Genomic DNA, 21044 nt, shown 5'->3' with positions numbered 1-21044 from the left:
AGAGACACCGTGACCTTCAGCCTGACGTCACTGATCGTGGACGCCGCGGACCCGGAGAGCGAAGGCGCGTTCTGGCACCGCCTGCTCGGCGGCTCGGTCACCCGGACGGCCACGCACCACTTCCTGCGCAGCGACGGATTCCCCGTGCTCGTGGTCCAGCGGGTTCCGGGGCATGTCATGCCGCGGTGGCCCGACGGGACCTCCCAGCAGATGCACTTCGACCTCGCGACGGACGACATGGAGAGCGCCGACACGCGGGTGCTCGCGGCCGGCGGCCGCCGACTGCGGCCGACCGGCGATGTCGGCCCCGCCGACCGCGAGGGTGCCCGGGTCTACGCCAGTCCGGCCGGGCACCCCTTCTGCGTTCGCCCGGCCTGACCCCCGCCACGGCTACGGGACGACCTCCCGGTCGGCGGCGGCGAGGAGCGTGCGGAGGGGGGCCGTGTCGGGCGTGTCGGCGATGGCCGCGTCGATGGCGTCGTCCATGCCGTTCTCCCAGGCCGGCGGGAGAACAAGTCCGGGGCGGCCCGCCCAGGCGATGTCGGGGGCGGCGAGGCCGGACTCGATGAGACGGAGCTGGATGAGACCGGCCAGCCCGTCGAAGACCACGGGCCGGATGAAGTTGCGCGCCGACGCGCCGGTCAGGCGGCCCGCCTGCGGCGGCTTGGGGATACGGTCGGCGACCGCCATCCACAGCAGGCCGTGGTCGAAGGCGTCGAGCACGTCCTCCAGGGTGGGCAGATCGGTGTCCGTCACCGTCTCGGAGGACGCGCGGCGGGACGTACGGGCCGCGCCGTCCTGGTCCGGCGACTCCGCGCGCAGCGCCCTGGCGACCGCGAGCAGCAGCGGTCGGGACCAGCCCTCGGCATCCGCTGAGGCGCGGGCCATGACCAGGTCGTCCCAGGCCAGACGCGGGCGCTCGGCCGCCTCCGGGGGCAGCGTGCGCGCCTCCAGAGCGGCGAACACCTGGCTCTGGTCCCGCAGCAGGGACAGCGCGTTCGCCTCCCCCTCACCTTCATCCGTCGCACCGTCGGCGGGCAGCCGCTCGATCCGGGCTATCCGGTCCTGGAGCGGCGGGTGGGAGTCGTACGGGTGCGGCTTCGGCGGACGCCGACCGTCCGCGAGCGCGGCGAGCCTCTCCCCCGGCCGGGCGGCGAGCAGTCGCGAGAATCCGCCGAGGACCTCGCCGACCGGAGGCAGCGCCCCCACGGGGCCGCCCATCCCGGCGTACGTGTCCACGTAGTGGTCGTACGCGGCGTCGATGACCGGCATGGCGCGCAGTGCGCCGACCGTCGCGTCACGGCCCGCGTACCGGGCGGCCGACTCATCGGCGGCGAACTCCTGCTGGCGGGCGACGGACTGCGAGGTCCGCAGGAACATCCGGGCGTAGCCGACGTAGACGGCGCCGACCACGTAATGCATCCGCGTGGTGCCCTCGCTGAACACCTCCACCGTGTGCAGTACGGCCGCCCGGCCGCGCAGGGTGAGGCCGCCGAGCCGGGTGTCGCGATTGCCGTAGTGGCCGAACTCATGCGCCAGAACGGCCCGCAGCCGGGGCACGGTCAGCCCCGCGAGCAGCGGCAGGCCCAGCAGCAGACGGCGCCGCCCCGGCAACAGGCCCAGCAGACGGCTCTGTTCCGCCACCCCCGCGTTGACCTCGGAAACCAGGTACAGCTCGTCCGGCGCCCGCTCCCCCGCCACCTCCGCCGCCGCCCGCACCTGCTCCCACAACTCGGGCTGCTCCTGCGCCGTGACCGCCACCCCGCCCGGCTCCGACCCCAGCCGCCCGGCCCGCAGAAACGCCAGCATCCCCCGCACGATCGCCACCGCCACCAACGCCGTGACCATCAAAATCGTGCCCTCGAACCACGCCGCCCCCGCCGCGAACCACCGCGTCACCAGCAGCCAGTCCAGCGCCGCCATCGCCGCCAACAGCACAAACCCCAACAACACGAACCCGACCAGCAACACCAACGCGCGCACAGCACGCAGCCGGAACGTCATCGACAATCCCCCCACAGGACCAGCCCACCCCCACCGGCACACCCCGACAAGGCCCGCAGATCCTACCCCCCACCCCAAGCCCCCCCCCGATCCCCCGCCTCACCTGCCCCCGCCCCCGGACGAGCACCCCGCCCACCCCCACCGGACCGTCGGCCGCCGACGCACCGGAAGCAGCCGCACCCCCACCCACCCCCTCCGCCCACCCCCACGGACAGGCGGACGCCGACGTACCCAAGCCCACCCACCCCGCCCGGCAACCCCCACGGACCGTCGGACACCGACGTACCCAAGCCCACCCACCCCCCTCCGCAACCCCCACCGGCGGGCGGACGCCGACGTACCGGGAGGGGACGGGCCGGGGTGCCCCCGCAGGGGGACGAACAGACAAGGGCTGGACGTCTTCGAAGTGCGGACACGTTCGTCGCCCGAGGAGGTGCCCCGGACCGGCACCGACCAGGCACAAGCGGCACCCGCAGACGAAAAAGCACCCGCACGGCATGGGGGTCCCCCCGCCGAAGGTAGGGGGAGGGCGGGCAAGACAAGCTAAAGGCTGCGCCACGCAGTGGGAACGGCGGCGGCCACATCCAACGCCGCAAGCGGCGCTCCCCCCGACCCCAGCCGCGCAGCGAGCCCATGCAGGTACGCCCCACAAGCAGCCGCGTCCATCGGCGCAAGCCCCGCCGCGAGCAACGACCCCGTAAGCCCGGACAGCACGTCCCCACTCCCCGCCGTCGCCAGCCACGCGACCCCCGTCGGATTGACGCGAACGGGCGCCCGGGGCGACGGCGAAGCCACCAACGTGGTGGCCCCCTTGAGCAGAACGGTGGCACCGAACCGCCCGGCCAGCCCCCGCACGGCGTCGAGGCGCCGCGCCTCGACCTCCTCCCGCGCCCAGCCGAGCAGCGCGGCGGCCTCCCCGGCGTGCGGGGTGAGGACGGTGGGGGCGCTCCGCTCCCGTACGGCGGCGGGCGAGAGGAAGCGCAAGGCGTCGGCGTCGACGAGGACCGGCACCGAGGTGGCGAGCACGTCGGTGACGGCCTGCCGCGCCTCCGGGGAGTCGCCGATGCCGGGCCCGACCACCCAGGACTGAACGCGCCCGGCGCTGTGCGGGGACCCGGTGGACACCAGCACCTCGGGGTGCCGGGCGAGCACGGCGTCGCCGCCGGGCCCGACGTAGCGCACCGCCCCGGCGCCGCCCCGCAGCGCGCCGGAGACGGCGAGGACGGCGGCCCCCGGATACCGCCCGGACCCGGCGACGACGCCGACGACACCGCGCCGGTACTTGTCGCTCGACTCCCCCGGCCGCGGCAGCGCGGCGGCGACGTCCGCGTGCTGGAGCGCCTCCAGTTCGGGTTCGCCGAGGTACGGCCCGAGGCCGATGTCGACGAGCCGGGGCGCCCCGGCGAAGGTGGCGGCCGGGTCGACGAGCAGCCCCGGCTTGTACGTACCGAAGGTGACGGTCGCGTCGGCGTGCACGGCGTCCCCGAGGACTTCCCCGGTGTCGGCGTCGACGCCGCTGGGCAGGTCGACGGCGACGACGAGGGCGCGGGAGGCCCCGGCGGCCTCGGCGAGCGGTACGGCGCCGGGCCGCAGCCCGCCCTTGCCGCCGATGCCGACGATCCCGTCGAGCACGAGGTCGGCCCGCCCGATCAGCGCCTCGGCGTCCGCCGCGGCGGCGGCGCGGCCCCCGGCGGCCAGCAGGGCGGCGAGGCCCCCGCGGTGGGCGCGTTCGGGGGCCAGCAGCACGGCGTGCACGGCGGCGCCGCGGCGGGCCAGCCGGGCACCGGCGTACAGCGCGTCACCGCCGTTGTCGCCGCTCCCGGCGAGGACGACGACGCGCGCGCCGTACGTACGCCCGAGCAGGTCCCGGCACGCCGCCGCGAGCCCGGCCGCCGCGCGCTGCATGAGCGCGCCCTCGGGCAGCCGGGCCATCAACTCGCCCTCGGCGGCCCGTACGGTCTCCACCGCGTGCGCGTACCTCATGGAAAGTCCTCCGGCAGGGCTCGACGAAAACAGCCTCAACGGACACTACGCGCCCGGCGCGCACCCAGCCCCCCGACCAGGCGGACCGGCGCACCCAGCCCCCCGACCAGGCGCACCGGACGCGCCCGGCGCACCCGCCCGCGGGTCAGCCCTCCGCGATGACCACCGCGGACGCGACCCCGGCGTCATGGCTGAGGGAGACGTGCCAGCCGCGTACCCCCAGCTCCGCGGCCCGCGCGGCCACGGTCCCGGTGACGGTCAGCCGGGGCCGGCCGGACGGCTCCGTGGTGATCTCGGCGTCGAGCCAGTGCAGCCCGGCGGGAGCGCCCAGGGCCTTGGCGAGCGCTTCCTTGGCCGCGAACCGGGCGGCCAGCGAGGCGACACCGCGCCGCTCGCCGGTCGGCAGCAGCAGTTCGCCGGGGAGGAAGAGCCGGTCGGCCATGCCGGGCGTGCGCTCCAGGGCGGCGGCGAAGCGGTCGATCTCGGCGACGTCGATCCCGACCCCGACGATCACTGGCCATCCCCTTCGCCCGACGTGCCGTTCATGCCGGCCAGCTTAGGCCGTGCCCCCACCCGCCGTGCCCCCGCCCGCACGCGCACCCCCGGCCGCGCGCCGCACCCCGCCCGCGCGCCGCACCCCCCGCCCGCGCTCCGTACACGCACGTCTGGACAATGGGGCCCGTGCCGACGACCCCAGCCGCGACCAGCCCCTATGTCGACCTGACCCGCGAGGAGTGGAGTGCGCTGCGCGAGCGCACACCGCTGCCGCTGACCGCCGAGGAGGTGGAGCGGCTGCGCGGCCTGGGCGACGTGATCGACCTGGACGAGGTGGTGGACGTCTATCTGCCGCTGTCCCGGCTGCTGAATCTGTACGTGGCCGCGCACAACCGGCTGCGCGGCGCGCTGAACACCTTCCTGGGGGACGCGGTGGGGGCGCCTCCGCCGAAGGCAGGGGGAGGGCACCACGCGCAGCCGGGGACGCCGTTCGTGATCGGGGTGGCGGGCAGTGTGGCGGTGGGCAAGTCGACCACGGCCCGGCTGCTCCAGGCGCTGCTGGCCCGCTGGCCCGAGCACCCGCGGGTCGAACTGGTCACCACCGACGGCTTCCTGCTGCCCAACGCGGAGTTGCACCGGCGCGGCCTGATGTCCCGCAAGGGCTTCCCCGAGTCGTACGACCGCCGCGCGCTGACCCGCTTCGTGGCGGACGTGAAGGCCGGCCGCGACGAGGTCACCGCGCCGGTCTACTCGCACCTGATCTACGACATCGTGCCCGGCGAGACGCTGACGGTGCGCCGCCCGGACATCCTCATCGTGGAGGGCCTGAACGTCCTCCAGCCGGCGCTGCCCGGCAAGGACGGCAGGACGAGGATCGGCCTGGCCGACCACTTCGACTTCAGCGTGTACGTGGACGCGCGCACCGAGGACATCGAGCAGTGGTACCTGGGACGGTTCAGGAAACTGCGCGAGACGGCCTTCCAGGACCCGCACTCGTACTTCCGCAAGTACACCCAGGTCTCGGAGGACGAGGCGCTGGAGTACGCCCGGCTGATGTGGCGCACCGTCAATCAGCCCAACTTGCAGCAGAATGTGCTGCCCACCCGCAGCCGGGCGACGCTGGTGCTCCGCAAGGGACCGGGGCACAAGGTGCAGCGCCTGTCGCTGCGCAAGCTCTGACGCCGGTCACCCGGCGCCGGTCACATGACGCGGCTCGCCCGACGCGGCCGCCAGATGTCGAGGAAACGGGAGCCCCGCCGTGCTGCACCTGCGGATGATCGTGCCCGCCGACCGCACCGAGGAGGTCGCGCGACTGGTCGGCGCGACCCTCGGCGCCACCCATCTGACGGTGATGCGCGGCGCCGCGTACGACCCGCTCGGTGACGTGCTGACCTGCGACGTGGCGCGGGAGGCGGCCGACGGCCTGCTGGCCGGGCTGCGTGAGCTGGGCGTGGCGGAGACCGGTTCGATCGCGGTCGAGAACATCGACCTGACGCTGTCGACGAGCGCGGAGAAGGCCGAGGAGGACGCGCCGGGCGAGGGCGCGGACGCGGTGCTGTGGGAGTCGCTGGTCGAGGAGACGCACGAGGAGTCGACGCTGACGGTCACGTACATCGCGTTCCTGACGGTGGCGACGATGCTGGCCGCGTACGGCGTGATGCTGGACAGCTCGATCCTGATCGTCGGCGCGATGGTGGTCGGGCCGGAGTTCGGGCCGCTGGCCGGGATCTGTACGGGGGTGGTGCGGCGTCAGCGCCGCCTGGTGGGGCGGTCGGTGGCGGCGCTGCTGATCGGCTTCCCGGTGGCGATGCTGATCACCGGCGGGTTCAGCGATCTGATGAGCCTGTTCGGGCTGTTCACGCAGGCGCGGTTCGACGCGCCGCACCCGGCGACGGAGTTCATCTGGCAGCCGACGTGGGATTCGTTCGTCGTCGCGTTCCTCGCCGGGATCGCCGGAATCCTCTCCCTGACCTCGTCCAAGTCGGGCGCGCTGGTGGGTGTGGCGATCTCGGTGACGACGGTGCCGGCCGCCGCGAACGCCGCCCTGGGGATCAGCTACGGGGCCTGGGGCGAGGCGTGGGGTTCCACCTTGCAGCTCGTGATCAACCTGGCGGGCATCGCGGTGGCGGGCACGTTGACGCTGCTCGCCCAGAAGTGGCTCTGGGCGAAGCGGCACGTACCCGCCGCCTGACGACGTACGGTCGGCCCCCGCGCGGGGCGGCTCAGCCCAGGGTGGACTTGACGACGTCGGCCAGCCGCCCGGCGACGGACTGGGCGTGGTCGATGTCGGCGGCCTCGACCATCACGCGCACCAGCGGCTCGGTGCCGGAGGGCCGCAGCAGGACCCGGCCGGTGGTGCCCAGCTCGGTCTCGGCCTCGGCGACGGCGGTCAGCAGCTCGGGCGTGGAGTCGACCCGGCTCTTGTCGACGTCCGGCACATTGACCAGCACCTGCGGCAGCCGCACCATGACCCCGGCCAGGTCGGCCAGGGTGCGCTTGGTGGCGGCGACGCGGGCGGCCAGCAGCAGACCGGTCAGGGTGCCGTCGCCGGTGGTGGCGTGGTCGAGCACGATGACGTGCCCGGACTGCTCGCCGCCGAGCGCGTACCCGTGCTCCTTCATCGCTTCCAGGACGTAGCGGTCGCCGACGGCGGTCTGCACCATCTCGATGCCTTCGCGTTCCATCGCCAGCTTGAAGCCGAGGTTGGACATCACGGTGCCGACGACGGTGTTCTCGCGCAGGGCGCCGCGCTCGCGCAGCGACAGGGCGAGGATCGCGAGGATCTGGTCGCCGTCGACCTCCTCACCGGTGGCGTCGACGGCCAGGCAGCGGTCGGCGTCGCCGTCGTGCGCGATGCCGAAGTCGGCGCCGTGCTCGACCACGGCGGCCTTCAGCAGCTCCAGGTGGGTGGAGCCGCAGCCGTCGTTGATGTTGAGCCCGTCGGGCTGGGCGCCGATGGTGATGATCTCGGCACCGGCGCGCGAGAACGCCTCGGGCGAGACGCGGGAGGCCGCGCCGTGCGCCTCGTCCAGGACGACCTTCAGGCCGTCGAGGCGGTTGGGCAGCACCGCGATGAGGTGGGCCACGTACTGGTCGAAGCCCTCGTCGTAGTCGCGGACCCGGCCGACGCCGCCGCCGGTCGGGCGGTTCCAGGGGGCGCCGGTGCGGTGCTCCTCGTAGATCGCCTCGATCCGCTCCTCCAGCTCGTCGTCGAGCTTGTGGCCGCCGCGCGCCAGGAACTTCACGCCGTTGTCCGGCATCGCGTTGTGGCTCGCGGAGAGCATCACGCCGAGGTCGGCGCCCAGCGCGCCGGTGAGATACGCCACCGCCGGGGTGGGCAGCACACCGACCCGCAGGACGTCCACGCCCGCGCTCGCGAGGCCCGCCACGACGGCCGCCTCCAGGAATTCGCCCGAGGCGCGCGGGTCGCGCCCCACGACCGCCACCGGCCGGTGGCCCGCGAAGCTGCCCGCTTCGCCGAGCACGTGTGCCGCCGCGACCGACAGGCCGAGAGCAAGCTCGGCGGTGAGGTCGGCGTTGGCCATGCCCCGCACGCCGTCGGTGCCGAAGAGTCGTCCCACAGTGTTTCCTCCGATGATCCGTGCGGTCGTGCGGCCGTCCCGGGACGCGACGATCCCTGCGCCGCCGGGCCTCCCGTGCCCCGCGGTCCGCGCCCCCGGTGCGGGGACATGGCTCCACCATCCAGGGCTCAGAGCCATATCAACAGACAAATGTGCCGATTCCCAGGAATGCGAACGCCTCGGAGGCACAAAGTGTCTCCGAGGCGTTCGATGCGCCCGGCGCGGGTTTGGTTCCCGCGCCGGAGGCGACTTAGCGCTTGCTGAACTGCGGGGCCTTGCGGGCCTTCTTCAGACCGGCCTTCTTCCGCTCGACCGCGCGGTCGTCACGGGTCAGGAAGCCGGCCTTCTTCAGCGGGCCGCGGTTGTTGTCCACGTCCGCCTCGTTGAGCGCGCGGGCGACGCCCAGGCGCAGGGCACCGGCCTGGCCGGAGATGCCGCCGCCGCTGATGCGGGCCACGACGTCGTACCGGTTGTCCAGCTCGAGCACCTTGAAGGGCTCGTTGACTTCCTGCTGGTGCACCTTGTTGGGGAAGTAGCCCTCAAGGGTGCGGCCGTTGATCTTCCACTTGCCGCTGCCCGGAACGATCCGGACACGGGCGATGGACTGCTTGCGGCGGCCGGTGCCGGCGGCCGGCTGCGGGTCGCCGAAGCGCGAGGCGAGCGACTCGGAGGTGTACTCCGACTCGGGGGTCTCGGACTCGAAGGTCGTGATCTCCTCGAAGGTCTCTTCACCCTCGACGACGGTCTCGGCAGTGGTCTCAGCCACGATTCTCCTCAGATTCTTTCTGGTAGCTGGTGGCCGGTACTACTGCGCGACCTGGGTGATCTCGAACGGCACCGGCTGCTGGGCAGCGTGCGGGTGCTGGTCGCCCGAGTAGACCTTCAGCTTCGAGAGCATCTGACGGCCCAGGGTGTTCTTCGGGAGCATGCCCTTGATGGCCTTCTCCACGGCCTTCTCCGGGTTCTTGTCGAGCAGCTCGTCGTAGCGCACGGAGCGCAGGCCGCCCGGGTACCCGGAGTGGCGGTACGCCATCTTCTGGGTCTTCTTGTTGCCCGACAGGTGCACCTTGTCGGCGTTGATGATGATGACGAAGTCACCGGTGTCGACGTGCGGGGCGTAGATGGGCTTGTGCTTGCCCCGCAGGAGGGTCGCGGCCTGGGTGGCCAGACGGCCCAGGACAACGTCCTGCGCGTCGATTACGTGCCACTGGCGGGTGACATCGCCGGGCTTGGGGCTGAACGTACGCACGGTCGCCTTCGCTTCTTCAGTGATGGTGTCTCCACGAGCCCGTGAGGGGCCGGGGAAACGGGTCCTTGTACAAGGCCACCCGGACGATCAGGCCAGCCCTGGCGGCATTCGGGGACGCAACCCGTCTGCCTGCCGCTGGTCATCGGCCCGGTGGACCGGCGTAAGGGCCCCTCACGTGAGATAGAGCAAGCCAATACGCATAACGACATCGAAGAATACCCGCGCGCCCCCGTACGGGTCAAAACGCGTCGGATTCCCGGGCCGGGAGGGGCCGTTCGGGACCCGTGGGGACCGGGCGTCCGCCGGGCCCTACCGCTTGCGCTCGACCCGCCGCTCGTCCCAGACCGGCTCGGTGGACTCCCTGACCAGACCGTCGGACCCGAAGACCAGATAGCGGTCGAAACTGCGCGCGAACCACCGGTCGTGCGTCACCGCGAGCACCGTGCCGTCGTACGACTCCAGGCCCTCCTGGAGGGCCTCGGCGCTCTCCAGGTCGAGGTTGTCCGTGGGCTCGTCCAGCAGCAGCGCGGTGGTCCCGGCCAGCTCCATGAGCAGGATCTGGAAGCGGGCCTGCTGCCCGCCGGAGAGCTTGTCGAAGGGCTGGTCGCCCTGCCGCTCCAGCTCGTACCGCCGCAGGACGCCCATGGCGCGGCCCCGGTCGTGCGCGTGGTCGCCCCACAGGATGTCGACCAGGGTGCGGCCGAGCAGTTCCGGGTGCGCGTGGGTCTGCGCGAAGTGGCCGGGCACCACCCGCGCGCCGAGCTTGAACGTCCCGGTGTGCGCGACGCTCCCGTCCCCGGCGAGCAGCCGCAGGAAGTGCGACTTCCCCGAGCCGTTGGAGCCGAGCACCGCGACCCGCTCGCCGTAGTAGACCTCCAGGTCGAACGGCTTCATCAGACCGGTCAGCTCCAGCTTCTCGCAGGTCACCGCCCGTACGCCGGTACGTCCGCCGCGCAGCCGCATCCGGATGTCCTGCTCGCGCGGCGGCTCCTGCGGGGCGCCCGCGTCCTCGAACCGCTTCAGCCGGGTCTGCGCCGCGTGGTAGCGGGACGCCATGTCGGGGCTGTTCGCCGCCTGCTGGCGCAGCCGCAGCACCATCGCCTTGAGCTTGGCGTGCTCCTCCTCCCAGCGCCGCCGCAGCTCCTCGAAGCGCGCGAAGCGCTCCTTGCGGGCCTCGTGGAAGGTGTCGAAACCGCCGCCGTGCACCCACACCGTGGACCCGGCCGGGCCGGTCTCGACGGCGACGATCTTCTGCGCGCTGCGGGCCAGCAGCTCCCGGTCGTGGCTGACGAACAGCACGGTCTTCTTGGTGAGGGCGAGCTGCTCCTCCAGCCAGCGCTTGCCCGGTACGTCCAGGTAGTTGTCCGGCTCGTCGAGCAGCAGCGTCTCGTCGGGGCCGCGCAGCAGGGCCTCCAGAACCAGCCGTTTCTGCTCACCGCCCGAGAGCGTCTTCACCTCGCGCCACTGCGCCCGCTCGTACGGCACGCCGAGCGCGGCCATCGTGCACATGTCCCACAGGGTCTCGGCCTCGTAGCCGCGCGCCTCGGCCCATTCGGCCAGGGCGTGCGCGTACGCCATCTGCGCCGGTTCGTCGTCCTGCGCCATGATCGCCAGCTCGGCCGCGTCGACCGCCTTGGCGGCGGTCCGGATCCGCGGGTGCGCGACGGACACCAGCAGGTCACGTACGGTGCGGTCGTCGCGGACGCTGCCGACGAACTGCCGCATCACCCCGAGGCCGCCGCTGACCGTGACCGTGCCGCCGTGCGGCTTGATCTCGCCGGAGATCAGCCGCAGCAGCGTGGTCTTGCCCGCGCCGTTGGCGCCGACCAGCGCGACCACGGCGCCGTCACCCACACGGAACGAGACGTCGCCGAGCAGCGCCCGCCCATCCGGCAGGTAGTACTCCAAGTGCGCTGCTTCCACATGTCCCATGTCCTGGATTCTCCCTGTGGGGCGCGATCCGCCCCAACTCGTTTTCGTGAGGTCTCCACCGGCGCGTTCACCGGTGCGTTCTCCGGTGTGTTCACCGGTGTGTTCACCGGAATATGTGCGCGGCCTGACCGGCAATATGATGCGCGGCATGACTGATGGGCCCGGACAGCAGCCGCAGCCTCCGCAGGAACCCCCCACGAGCGCCCCCGAGGGCGAGCGCGAGGTCCTTGAGGGACGCGTCATCCCCTCTCGGCCCCAGCCGCGCCACGCCGCCGCCCAGGCACCACCGCAGCAGCCGTCGCCGTACGACGCGCAGGCGCCGCAGGGCCCGCAGCCGCCGTCGGGGCCGGCCGCCGACCAGCCGGCCGGGCCGCCGGGGGGCTACGCGGACGACCCGCGGCGCGGGTTCCGCCACGAGCCCGGACAGTCGCAGCCGCAGGCGCCGTCCTCCGGTCCCGCGTGGTCGCCGCAGGCCGAGCAGCCGGGCGCGTACCAGGTACGGCCCGGCGTCCCCGGCCAGGGCGCGGCCCGGCCGCACGCCTCGCTGCCGCCCGCCGCCGCGGCGCCGGGTGCCGCCGAGACCCCCGCGGCTCCCGCGCCGCCGCCCGGCCCCGCCCCCGCGCGGCCCACCGGCCCGACAGGCCCGCGGCCGGCCGCCCAGACCGCGCCCCGGAGCACGCCCCAGGCCCCCGCCCAGGGCGCACCCCGAAGCCCGTCGCAGAGCCCCCAGGGCGCCCCGCAGGGCGCGCCCGGCATGGGCACCCACCGTCAGCCCTTCCCGCGCCAGCAGCGCGGCGCGGGACAGCGTCGGCAAGGGGCGCACACGCCCGCCTCAGGGCCGGGCGGCCCGCCCTCGGCCGGGACACCCGACTGGGGCGCGCTCGCCGAGCAGCAGGCCGCCAGCGGTGCCAAGCGGCGCAAGCTGATGATGCTCGGCGGCGGGATCGTCGCCGTCGCGGTGATAGCGGGCGGCGTCGCCACCGCCGTCGTCATGTCGGGCGGCTCGGACGACGAGCCGGTGGCCGGGCCGTCCTCAGCCACCAGCGGCGCCACGTCGCAGTCGCCGCTGCCGCCCGCGCCCTCGTTCTCCTCGGTCGCTCCCCCGCCGCCGCCCAACCCGCTGGACTTCATCTCCACCCCCGCCAAGGACACCGCCCCGATCACCGTGGGCGGCCTCTTCCCCGGCAAGCAGTTCCGGATCGGCGGCAACGTCTACTCCCAGACCGCCGCCGCCACCACCGCCAAGTGCGCCGACGGCGCCCGCAGCGAGCTGGCCGCCGCCCTCACCGCCAACGGCTGCCGCAAGCTGATCCGCGCCACCTACGTACGCGGCGGCGTGGCCGTCACCGTCGGCGTCGCCGTCTTCGACGACACCGCCCACGCGGCGAAGGTGCAGAAGACCGCCCACTACCTCGGCCCGCTCAACGGCGGCGGCATCAAGGACTTCTGCCACGCCGTCGCCTGCCAGATGACGTCCAACGCCGTCGGCCGCTACGCCTACTTCACCATCTCCGGCTTCAAGACCGGCAAGACCCTCACCAAGGCCGACACCACCGCCAGGCAGGCCGCCAACGACGCCTCCGACTTCGCCTTCCAGCGCGTCATCCAGCGCGGCCGCGACGCCGCGAGCGCCGCTACCCCGTAACGGCGGCAGCGGGCGCGGCGGGGGCGCACGGCAGGGTCCGCCTGTTGCGGGCCTCCACCGAGCGGGCGGCCAGCTGGTCGTCCGCCGGGTAGCCGACCTCTTCCAGGGTGAGGCCGTGCGGGCGCAGGACCTTGACGGCGGAGTGGCGCTCGCGCCCGGCCAGGACCTCGCCGGGGAAGCCGACCGGGCAGTGGCCGTCGCCGACCAGGATCATCGCGCCGATCAGCGCGCGCACCATGTTGTGGCAGAAGGCGTCGGCGCGGACCGTGGCGACCGCGAGACCGTCGGCCGTACGCTCCCAGCGCAGGTCGAGCAGGGTGCGGATGGTCGTGGCGCCCTCGCGCTTCTTGCAGTACGCGGCGAAGTCGTGCTCGCCGAGCAGGAGTTCGGCCGCCGCGTTCATCCGGTCGACGTCCACCGGACGGTCGTGCCACAGCACGTGGCCGCGCAGCAGCGGGTCCACACCGCCGGGGTGGTCGCCGACGCGGTAGGCGTACCGCCGCCAGACCGCCGAGAACCGCGCGTTGAACCCGGCGGGTGCCGCCGAGACGTCCCAGACGCGTACGTCCCACGGCAGCCGTCCGGCCAGCCGCCGGCGCAGATTGCCGCCCTCGGCCGCCCACACGTCCGCGGGCAGGTCCACGTGCGCCACCTGCCCGCGCGCGTGCACCCCGGCGTCGGTGCGCCCCGCGACGGTCAGCTCCACCGGCTCGGCCATCCGCAGCACCGTCGGGATCGCCGCCTCCAACTCCCCCTGCACGGTCCGCCGGGTGCGCTGCTTGGCCCACCCGGAGAAGTCCGTACCGTCGTAGGCCAGATCCAGCCGCACCCGTACGGCGCCGGGCGCCACCTCGTCGCTCACGCGCGCATTCCTCTCAGCGGGATCAGGGGACTTCGGGGGCCGGGATCGCGGGGACCAGCGGAACGGGCCCGTACCCCTCCGGCAGAGGGGTACGGGCCCGCGGGGTCGCTCCCGGGGTCTCAGAACGCTCAGGCGTCCTTGGACTCCTTGGGCTCCTCGTCGGCCGGAGCGGCGTCCTCGACCGCGTCGTCCGCGGTCTCGGGCGTGGCGTCCGCCGGCTCGGAGTCCTTCTTGAGGTCGGCCAGAGCCTCGTCACCGGCGCGGTCCTTGGCGGAACGCTTGGTGGCGGCCTCGGCCTCGCCCGTGGCGGCCTGCGCCACGGTCAGCGCCTCGACCAGCTCGATGACGGCCATCGGCGCGTTGTCGCCGCGGCGGTTACCGACCTTGGTGATCCGGGTGTAGCCACCCGGGCGGTTCTCGTACCGCGGCGCGATCTCGGTGAAGAGCGTGTGGACGACGCTCTTGTCCGTGATCGTCTGCAGCACCTGGCGACGGTTGTGCATGTCGCCCTTCTTCGCCTTGGTGATCAGCCGCTCCGCGACCGGACGCAGACGGCGCGCCTTGGCCTCGGTGGTCTTGATCCTGCCGTGCTCGAACAGCGACTTCGCGAGGTTCGCGAGCAGCAGCTTCTCGTGCGCGGCGCCGCCGCCGAGGCGGGCACCCTTCGCGGGCTGAGGCATGGTCTTTCTCCTTCTCCGCTGCACCGGCCGTACGAGGTACCGATGTCAGTGCGAACTGGCGGCTGCCAGCTCGATGGGGGTCCGGGGCGGGGCCCCGGTGCCCTCCCCGTTCGGTGCGAACCGGGAAGGCGCCCGGCGACGGCCGGGACCAGGGGTCCCGGCCGCGCCGGAGGCGATCAGTACTGCTCGGTCTCCACGAAACCGGCGTCCACGTCGTCGTCGGCGCCGAAGGCGTCGGCGGCGGCGGTGGGGTCGAATCCGGGCGGGCTGTCTTTGAGGGCCAGGCCCATGCCGGCCAGCTTCGCCTTGACCTCGTCGATCGACTTCGCGCCGAAGTTGCGGATGTCGAGCAGGTCGGCCTCGGAGCGTGCCACGAGCTCACCCACGGAGTGGATGCCCTCGCGCTTGAGGCAGTTGTAGGAGCGGACGGTGAGTTCCAGCTCCTCGATCGGCAGCGCCAGGTCAGCGGCCAGGGCGGCGTCCGTGGGGGACGGGCCCATGTCGATGCCCTCGGCGTCGACGTTCAGCTCGCGGGCCAGGCCGAACAGCTCGACCAGGGTCTTGCCCGCGGACGCCATGGCGTCACGGGGGCGCATGGCCTGCTTGGTCTCGACGTCGACGATCAGCTTGTCGAAGTCGGTGCGCTGCTCGACACGGGTCGCCTCGACCTTGTAGGTGACCTTGAGCACCGGGCTGTAGATGGAGTCGACCGGGATGCGGCCGATCTCCTGGCCCTGCTGCTTGTTCTGCACCGCGGAAACGTAGCCGCGACCGCGCTCGACGGTCAGCTCCATCTCCAGCTTGCCCTTGGCGTTCAGCGTCGCCAGGACCAGGTCGGGGTTGTGCACCTCGACACCGGCCGGGGGCGCGATGTCGGCGGCGGTGACGACACCCGGGCCCTGCTTGCGCAGGTACATCACGACCGGCTCGTCGTGCTCCGAGGAGACGACGAGCTGCTTGATGTTGAGGATGACGTCGGTCACGTCCTCCTTGACGCCCGGCACGGTGGTGAACTCGTGCAGGACACCGTCGACCCGGATGCTGGTGACAGCGGCACCGGGGATCGAGGAGAGGAGCGTACGGCGGAGCGAGTTGCCGAGGGTGTAGCCGAAGCCCGGCTCCAGCGGCTCGATCACGAACCGGGAGCGGAATTCGTCGACGACCTCTTCGGTCAACGAGGGACGCTGAGCGATCAGCATGAGTGTCGGTCCTTCATTCGTGGGCGCCCGCTATTTGACGCCCCCTGTACTACGAGGATACGGGCGGTACGACGGTCGCCCGTCGTACCGCCCGGCATCGCCTCGGTCCGTACGCCGAAGTAATTGCTTACTTCGAGTACAGCTCGACGATGAGCTGCTCCTGCACCTGGGTGTCGATCACCTGGCGCTCGGGCAGGCTGTGCACGAGGATCCGCAGCTTGCCGGCGTTGGCTTCGAGCCACGCGGGCACGGTCTTGTCGCCGGCCTCGCCCTGGGCCACCGCGAACGGGGTCAGGTTGCGGGACGACTCGCGGACCTCGACGATGTCGCTCACGGACACACGGGCCGACGGGATGTCGGTCTTGCGGCCGTTGACGGTGATGTGTCCGTGACGGACGAGCTGCCGCGCGTGGTCGCGGGACTTGGCGAAGCCGGCCCGGTACACCACGTTGTCGAGGCGGGTCTCAAGGATGCGCAGAAGGTTCTCACCGGTCTTGCCGGACTTCTGGTTCGCTTCCTTGTAGTAGTTCACGAACTGCTTCTCGAGGACACCGTAGATGCGCGCGCACTTCTGCTTCTCACGAAGCTGGAGAAGGTACTCGCTGTCCTTGGTGCGCCCGCGTCCGTGCTCACCCGGGGGGTAAGGACGGATCTCGATCGGGCACTTCGCGCTCTCGCACTTGCTCCCCTTGAGGAAGAGCTTCTGCTTCTCCCGACGGCAACGCTTGCAGTCGGCCCCGGTGTAACGCGCCATTGTCTCGTGTCTCCTGTATCAGCTTGTCAGACGCGGCGGCGCTTGGGCGGGCGGCAGCCGTTGTGCGGGGTCGGGGTGACGTCCTGGATCGAACCGACCTCGAGGCCCGTGGCCTGGAGGGAGCGGATCGCGGTCTCGCGGCCGGAGCCGGGACCCTTCACGAAGACGTCGACCTTGCGCATGCCGTGCTCCTGCGCCCGGCGGGCGGCCGACTCGGCGGCCATCTGCGCGGCGAAGGGGGTGGACTTGCGCGAGCCCTTGAAGCCGACGTGGCCGGCGGAGGCCCAGGAGATCACGTTGCCCGCGGGGTCGGTGATCGAGACGATCGTGTTGTTGAACGTGCTCTTGATGTGGGCGTGCCCATGAGCGACGTTCTTCTTTTCCTTGCGGCGCACCTTCTTGGCTGCGCCCTGACGGCCCTTAGGAGGCATGTGTCAACTTCTCCCGGTGGAGGTGGTCGGTCCTACAGCGAAGACCGCTGATGAGCGTCCGCTGAGGACTACTTCTTGCCCGGCTTCTTCTTACCGGCGATGGCGCGACGCGGACCCTTGCGGGTACGGGCGTTGGTGTGAGTGCGCTGACCGTGGACCGGCAGGCCACGACGGTGGCGCAGACCCTGGTAGCAGCCGATTTCCACCTTGCGGCGGATGTCGGCCTGCACCTCGCGACGGAGGTCACCCTCGGTCTTGAAGTTGGCATCGACGTACTCGCGCAGCTTGACGAGGTCTTCCTCGGCCAGGTCGCGGACGCGGATGTCGGGGTTCACACCGGTCTCCTTCAGCACCTGCTGGGAGCGGGAGCGCCCGATGCCGAAGACGTAGGTGAGGGCGATCTCCACGCGCTTCTCACGCGGGAGGTCAACGCCTGAAAGGCGTGCCATTTTCTTGGCTCCTGATGGTTTCGGAGGTCTTCCGCAGTACCGGCTCCTGACCGCCGACCGCTCGTGTGCTGAGCGGTGGTACGACCAGGTCCCCGGCCTCCGCCGGAGGTGTCATCCCCTTGTGGCAGGAGATGGGCACTGCGTATGTACGTGTGTGCGTCGCGCGAAGTTCTGCGGATGCAGGTAGGTCGGCGTGCGTCAGCCCTGGCGCTGCTTGTGGCGCAGGTTGTCGCAGATGACCATGACCCGGCCGTGACGGCGGATCACCTTGCACTTGTCGCAGATCTTCTTGACGCTCGGCTTGACCTTCATGAGGTGAGGTTCTCCGGGTCTTGAGATCTACTCGTTGCTACTTGTATCGGTAGACGATCCGTCCGCGCGTCAGGTCGTACGGAGAGAGCTCCACAACGACCCGGTCATCCGGGAGGATGCGGATGTAGTGCATCCGCATCTTGCCGCTGATGTGCGCGAGGACCTTGTGACCGTTCTGCAGCTCCACCTTGAACATCGCGTTCGGCAGAGACTCGATCACGGTGCCCTCGATTTCGATGGCGCCTTGCTTTTTGGCCATGTCCTGCTTTCGGGATCGGCTACCTTGGTCGGCCCCAGACATGCCAAAAGACACGCGAGAGCCGACGTGTCAGTCTACGTCACGCCACCCGGAAAGACGAATCAGGGATGTATGCCCTGCCCCGAAGATCCTTAAGCAAGCGGGTCTGGGGCGGTCGTGATGCCGTACTCGGCCAGTTTGGCCCTGCCGCAGTCCTCGGCGGTCAGGACGAGGGGGCCGTCCTCGGTGAGGGCGATGGAGTGCTCCCAGTGGGAGGACCAGGAGCCGTCGTCGGACTTGACCGTCCACTCGTCGGCGAGGACGTGGGTGCGGGGGGTGCCGAGGGTGACCATCGGCTCGATGGCGAGGCAGACACCGGGGATCAGCTTGATGCCGCGCCCGCGCTTCTTGGTGACGTAGTTCAGCAGGTGCGGGTCCATGTGCATCTGGGTGCCGATGCCGTGGCCCCCGTAGTCCTCGACGATGCCGTACTTGCCGGAGGCGGGCCGCGGCTGGCGGCGGATGTAGCCCTCGATCGCCTTGGAGATGTCCTCCAACCGGTTGCCCTTGCGGAAGGCGGCGATGCCCGCCCACATGGACTCCTCGGTGACCCGGCTCAGCTCGATCAGCTCCGGCGCGTGCCCGCTGCCCACGAAGCACGTGAAGGCCGCGTCGCCGTGCCAGCCGTCGACGATGGCGCCGGCGTCGATGGCGATCATGTCGCCGTCCTTGAGCACCGTCTCGCGGTCCGGGATGCCGTGCACCACCACGTCGTTGACCGACGTGCAGATGTTGCCGGGGAAGCCGCCGTACCCCAGGAAGTTCGGCTTGGCGCCGTGGTCGGCGATCACCTTCGCGGCGACCTCGTCCAGGTCCTTGGTGGTGGCGCCGGGCACCGCCGCGGCGCGCGTCGCCCGGTGGATCGCCGCCACGACCAACCCGGCCTCGCGCATCTTGGCGATCTGCTCGGGGGTCTTGATCTCCACCATGACGGCTGGCGCCTTCCTCGTGTACGTCAGTGCTCGGGCACCGCTCGTCCCCTCGGGGACGGCATGTGCCCACTCAACGATACGGCCGTGGCGCCCGTCAGGGCACCACGGCCGATGCCGTGCTCTGCGGCGGCTACCGCCGCTCGCCCGCGCGCAGCGCGTCCATCGCGCGCTGCGTGACCTCGGCCACCGGGCCGAGCGCCGAGATCGTCACCACAAGGTCCTGCTGCTTGTAGTAGTCGATGATCGGCTCGGTCTCGCGGTGGTAGACCTCGATCCGGTTGCGGACCTTGTCCTCCGCGTCGTCGCTGCGCTGGTACAGCTCGCCGCCGCAGACGTCGCAGACGCCCTCGGTGGCGGGCTTGCTGTACTCGACATGGAAGACGTGCGCGCTGTTGTTGCGGCACACCCGGCGGCCGGCGATCCGCTTGACGACCTCGTCCTCGGGGACCTCCAGGTCGAGCACACCGTCGAGCGCGATCCCGTGCCCGGCCATGTACGCGTCCAGCGCGCGGGCCTGGAACTCGTTGCGCGGAAAGCCGTCGAGCAGGAAGCCCTCCGCCGCGTCCGCCTGCTCCAGGCGGTCCTCCGCCATGCCGATGGTGATCTCGTCAGGTACCAGGTCACCGGCGTCCATGAACGCCTTCGCCTGCTTGCCCAGGTCGGTCCCTTGACTGATGTTGGCGCGGAACAGGTCTCCCGTGGAGATGTGCGGGATCGACAGGTTCTTGGCGAGGAACGCGGCCTGCGTCCCCTTGCCCGCGCCGGGGGGACCGACCAGGACGATTCGCATCAGCGGAGGAACCCTTCGTAGTTACGCTGCTGGAGCTGGCTCTCGATCTGCTTCACCGTCTCCAGACCGACACCCACGATGATCAGGATGCTGGTGCCGCCCAGCGGGAAGCTGCCGTTGCTCCCGTTGAAGACCGCGATGGCGACCGTTGGCACGAGAGCGATGAGACCCAGATACAGCGATCCCGGCCACGTGATGCGATTCAGCACGTAACTCAGGTACTCCGCGGTGGGGCGGCCGGCCCGGATGCCGGGGATGAAGCCACCGTACTTCTTCATATTATCCGCCACTTCCTCGGGGTTAAACGAGATAGCGACGTAGAAGAAGGCGAAGAACACGATCAGCAGGAAGTAGGCGGCCATGTAGATCGGGTGGTCGCCCTTGGTCATGTTGCGGCTGATCCACTGCGCCCAGCCCGCGGTCGACCCGGAGAACTGCACGATCAGCGCCGGGATGTAGAGCAGCGACGACGCGAAGATGACCGGGATCACACCCGCCTGATTGACCTTCAGGGGGATGTACGTGGAGGTGCCGCCGTACGAGCGGCGGCCGATCATGCGCTTCGCGTACTGCACCGGAATTCGGCGCTGGGCCTGTTCGACGAAGACCACCAGGCCGACCATCGCGAGACCGACGGCGATCACCGCGAGGAACTCCACCCAGCCGCCGGCGATCTTGCCGGAGACCTTGATCGCCCACAGCGAGCCGGGGAATCCGGCGGCGATGGCCACGAACATCAGGATCGACATGCCGTTGCCGATGCCCTTGTCGGTGATCAGCTCACCGAGCCACATGATCATCACGGTGCCCGCGGTCATGGTGGTCACCATGGTCACGGTGGTGAAGATCGACTGGTTCGGCACGATGTCGAACTTGTTCTGGCAACTGGAGAACAGGCTGCCGGAGCGGGCGGTGGCGACGAGGCCGGTGCCCTGGAGGACCGCGAGCGCGACGGTCAGGTACCGGGTGTACTGCGTGATCTTGGTGGTGCCCGCCTGGCCCTCCTTCTTGAGGGCCTCCAGGCGTGGGATCACCACCGTGAGGAGCTGCAGGATGATGCTCGCCGTGATGTACGGCATGATCCCGAGCGCGAAGATCGTGAGCTGGAGAAGAGCGCCGCCGCTGAACATGTTCACCAGGCCGAAGAGGCTGTTGCTGCTCTTCGTGTCCTTAATGCACTGGTTGACCACCGAGTAGTCGATCCCCGGCACCGGAACATGCGCACCGAGGCGATAGATCACCACGATGCCCAACGTGAACAGCAGCTTCTTCCGCAGGTCGGGCGTCCTGAACGCCCGTGCGAACGCGGTGAGCACGGTGCCTCCTGCACCCCCCGCGCACGGCGGAAGGACGGTCTGATGAGGTACTGACTGATACGGGCAGATACGGCGCTGGCCATACGGCTGTACCACCCGCGAAAGCACACAGGCTCTGCGAACAGTAACAAC

General features: G+C 71.2%; 22 protein-coding genes. 4 read left to right on the top strand and 18 right to left on the bottom strand.

Going from position 1 to position 21044, the window contains the following annotated elements:
• Positions 1-9 precede the first annotated feature (9 nt).
• On the top strand, positions 10-378 hold the full coding sequence (locus tag ACIP4Z_RS18540) for a VOC family protein (RefSeq protein WP_401309246.1): 369 nt from the start codon (positions 10-12) through the stop codon (positions 376-378).
• A gap of 12 nt (positions 379-390) precedes the next feature.
• On the opposite strand, the gene ACIP4Z_RS18535 is transcribed toward ACIP4Z_RS18540, so the two are convergent.
• The 3 genes from ACIP4Z_RS18535 to ACIP4Z_RS18525 all read right to left on the bottom strand — a co-directional run bounded on the left by ACIP4Z_RS18535 (position 391) and on the right by ACIP4Z_RS18525 (position 4501).
• Entirely contained in the window at positions 391-1953 is a 1563-nt protein-coding gene (locus ACIP4Z_RS18535) for a M48 family metalloprotease (protein ID WP_401309243.1), read from the bottom strand.
• Between the two features lie 594 nt (positions 1954-2547).
• Positions 2548-3987 (bottom strand): NAD(P)H-hydrate dehydratase, encoded by a 1440-nt coding sequence (locus ACIP4Z_RS18530; RefSeq protein ID WP_401309241.1) that lies wholly within the window; start codon positions 3985-3987, stop codon positions 2548-2550.
• Positions 3988-4132: 145 nt separating this feature from the next.
• Positions 4133-4501 (bottom strand): holo-ACP synthase, encoded by a 369-nt coding sequence (locus ACIP4Z_RS18525; RefSeq protein WP_355340163.1) that lies wholly within the window; start codon positions 4499-4501, stop codon positions 4133-4135.
• A gap of 158 nt (positions 4502-4659) precedes the next feature.
• Between ACIP4Z_RS18525 and coaA the strand changes: the two genes are divergently transcribed.
• Both coaA and ACIP4Z_RS18515 read left to right on the top strand, forming a co-directional pair.
• Positions 4660-5661: a type I pantothenate kinase gene (gene coaA, locus ACIP4Z_RS18520; RefSeq protein WP_391050427.1), complete on the top strand. Its 1002-nt coding sequence runs from the start codon at positions 4660-4662 to the stop codon at positions 5659-5661.
• 79 nt (positions 5662-5740) lie between these two features.
• Positions 5741-6673 carry a DUF389 domain-containing protein gene (locus tag ACIP4Z_RS18515; protein WP_401309237.1) on the top strand — a complete coding sequence of 311 codons (933 nt, stop codon included), beginning with the start codon at positions 5741-5743 and terminating at the stop codon, positions 6671-6673.
• Between the two features lie 31 nt (positions 6674-6704).
• Here ACIP4Z_RS18515 and glmM read toward each other — a convergent pair whose 3' ends face one another.
• The 4 genes from glmM to ACIP4Z_RS18495 form a co-directional block, all read right to left on the bottom strand.
• Positions 6705-8063, bottom strand: a complete 1359-nt coding sequence (gene glmM, locus ACIP4Z_RS18510; RefSeq protein ID WP_355340172.1) for a phosphoglucosamine mutase — start codon at positions 8061-8063, stop codon at positions 6705-6707.
• A gap of 250 nt (positions 8064-8313) precedes the next feature.
• Positions 8314-8829 (bottom strand): 30S ribosomal protein S9, encoded by a 516-nt coding sequence (rpsI, locus tag ACIP4Z_RS18505; protein WP_188283331.1) that lies wholly within the window; start codon positions 8827-8829, stop codon positions 8314-8316.
• A 39-nt stretch (positions 8830-8868) separates the two neighbouring features.
• Positions 8869-9312 (bottom strand): 50S ribosomal protein L13, encoded by a 444-nt coding sequence (gene rplM / locus ACIP4Z_RS18500; protein ID WP_355340175.1) that lies wholly within the window; start codon positions 9310-9312, stop codon positions 8869-8871.
• A 309-nt stretch (positions 9313-9621) separates the two neighbouring features.
• Positions 9622-11244, bottom strand: a complete 1623-nt coding sequence (locus tag ACIP4Z_RS18495; RefSeq protein ID WP_391050425.1) for an ATP-binding cassette domain-containing protein — start codon at positions 11242-11244, stop codon at positions 9622-9624.
• A gap of 148 nt (positions 11245-11392) precedes the next feature.
• On the opposite strand from ACIP4Z_RS18495, the gene ACIP4Z_RS18490 reads away from it, so the two are divergent.
• Positions 11393-12889 carry a hypothetical protein gene (locus ACIP4Z_RS18490; RefSeq protein ID WP_401309232.1) on the top strand — a complete coding sequence of 499 codons (1497 nt, stop codon included), beginning with the start codon at positions 11393-11395 and terminating at the stop codon, positions 12887-12889.
• On the opposite strand, the gene truA is transcribed toward ACIP4Z_RS18490, so the two are convergent.
• The 11 genes from truA to secY all read right to left on the bottom strand — a co-directional run bounded on the left by truA (position 12879) and on the right by secY (position 20912).
• A complete protein-coding gene (truA, locus tag ACIP4Z_RS18485; RefSeq protein ID WP_401309229.1) occupies positions 12879-13751 on the bottom strand; it encodes a tRNA pseudouridine(38-40) synthase TruA in 873 nt (290 codons plus the stop codon). The genes ACIP4Z_RS18490 and truA overlap by 11 nt on opposite strands.
• Positions 13752-13879: 128 nt before the next feature.
• Positions 13880-14431, bottom strand: coding sequence for a 50S ribosomal protein L17 (gene rplQ / locus ACIP4Z_RS18480; RefSeq protein ID WP_355340186.1), 552 nt, complete (start codon positions 14429-14431; stop codon positions 13880-13882).
• 176 nt (positions 14432-14607) lie between these two features.
• Complete coding sequence (locus tag ACIP4Z_RS18475) at positions 14608-15630, bottom strand: DNA-directed RNA polymerase subunit alpha (RefSeq protein ID WP_033177813.1); 1023 nt, start codon at positions 15628-15630, stop codon at positions 14608-14610.
• Positions 15631-15757: 127 nt separating this feature from the next.
• Complete coding sequence (rpsD, locus tag ACIP4Z_RS18470) at positions 15758-16384, bottom strand: 30S ribosomal protein S4 (RefSeq protein WP_355340190.1); 627 nt, start codon at positions 16382-16384, stop codon at positions 15758-15760.
• Positions 16385-16410: 26 nt separating this feature from the next.
• Positions 16411-16815 carry a 30S ribosomal protein S11 gene (gene rpsK / locus ACIP4Z_RS18465; RefSeq protein ID WP_006376016.1) on the bottom strand — a complete coding sequence of 135 codons (405 nt, stop codon included), beginning with the start codon at positions 16813-16815 and terminating at the stop codon, positions 16411-16413.
• Between the two features lie 68 nt (positions 16816-16883).
• Entirely contained in the window at positions 16884-17264 is a 381-nt protein-coding gene (rpsM, locus tag ACIP4Z_RS18460; protein ID WP_188284659.1) for a 30S ribosomal protein S13, read from the bottom strand.
• 198 nt (positions 17265-17462) lie between these two features.
• Positions 17463-17576 (bottom strand): 50S ribosomal protein L36, encoded by a 114-nt coding sequence (gene rpmJ / locus ACIP4Z_RS18455; protein ID WP_003956441.1) that lies wholly within the window; start codon positions 17574-17576, stop codon positions 17463-17465.
• A gap of 37 nt (positions 17577-17613) precedes the next feature.
• A complete protein-coding gene (infA, locus tag ACIP4Z_RS18450; RefSeq protein ID WP_003956442.1) occupies positions 17614-17835 on the bottom strand; it encodes a translation initiation factor IF-1 in 222 nt (73 codons plus the stop codon).
• Between the two features lie 131 nt (positions 17836-17966).
• On the bottom strand, positions 17967-18803 hold the full coding sequence (gene map / locus ACIP4Z_RS18445) for a type I methionyl aminopeptidase (RefSeq protein ID WP_391050423.1): 837 nt from the start codon (positions 18801-18803) through the stop codon (positions 17967-17969).
• Positions 18804-18936: 133 nt separating this feature from the next.
• Entirely contained in the window at positions 18937-19596 is a 660-nt protein-coding gene (locus ACIP4Z_RS18440; RefSeq protein WP_355340197.1) for an adenylate kinase, read from the bottom strand.
• Entirely contained in the window at positions 19596-20912 is a 1317-nt protein-coding gene (gene secY, locus ACIP4Z_RS18435) for a preprotein translocase subunit SecY (protein WP_093713225.1), read from the bottom strand. Before secY ends, ACIP4Z_RS18440 begins: the two co-directional genes overlap by 1 nt.
• Positions 20913-21044: the final 132 nt, after the last annotated feature.

The sequence above is a fragment of the Streptomyces sp. NPDC088910 genome, from assembly GCF_044749865.1.
GTDB lineage: Bacteria > Actinomycetota > Actinomycetes > Streptomycetales > Streptomycetaceae > Actinacidiphila.
Note: the sequence above shows the minus strand (reverse complement) of the source record. Positions and strands in the feature narration are given on the sequence as shown.

Coding starts and splice junctions, on each gene's coding strand:
- ACIP4Z_RS18530 (WP_401309241.1), bottom strand. CDS start 3,987: ATGAGGTACGCGCACGCGGTGGAGACCGTACGGGCCGCCGAGGGCGAG.
- coaA (WP_391050427.1), top strand. CDS start 4,660: ATGGGGCCCGTGCCGACGACCCCAGCCGCGACCAGCCCCTATGTCGAC.
- ACIP4Z_RS18495 (WP_391050425.1), bottom strand. CDS start 11,244: ATGGGACATGTGGAAGCAGCGCACTTGGAGTACTACCTGCCGGATGGG.
- ACIP4Z_RS18490 (WP_401309232.1), top strand. CDS start 11,393: ATGACTGATGGGCCCGGACAGCAGCCGCAGCCTCCGCAGGAACCCCCC.
- rplQ (WP_355340186.1), bottom strand. CDS start 14,431: ATGCCTCAGCCCGCGAAGGGTGCCCGCCTCGGCGGCGGCGCCGCGCAC.
- ACIP4Z_RS18475 (WP_033177813.1), bottom strand. CDS start 15,630: ATGCTGATCGCTCAGCGTCCCTCGTTGACCGAAGAGGTCGTCGACGAA.
- rpsD (WP_355340190.1), bottom strand. CDS start 16,384: ATGGCGCGTTACACCGGGGCCGACTGCAAGCGTTGCCGTCGGGAGAAG.
- rpsK (WP_006376016.1), bottom strand. CDS start 16,815: ATGCCTCCTAAGGGCCGTCAGGGCGCAGCCAAGAAGGTGCGCCGCAAG.
- rpsM (WP_188284659.1), bottom strand. CDS start 17,264: ATGGCACGCCTTTCAGGCGTTGACCTCCCGCGTGAGAAGCGCGTGGAG.
- rpmJ (WP_003956441.1), bottom strand. CDS start 17,576: ATGAAGGTCAAGCCGAGCGTCAAGAAGATCTGCGACAAGTGCAAGGTG.
- infA (WP_003956442.1), bottom strand. CDS start 17,835: ATGGCCAAAAAGCAAGGCGCCATCGAAATCGAGGGCACCGTGATCGAG.
- map (WP_391050423.1), bottom strand. CDS start 18,803: ATGGTGGAGATCAAGACCCCCGAGCAGATCGCCAAGATGCGCGAGGCC.
- ACIP4Z_RS18440 (WP_355340197.1), bottom strand. CDS start 19,596: ATGCGAATCGTCCTGGTCGGTCCCCCCGGCGCGGGCAAGGGGACGCAG.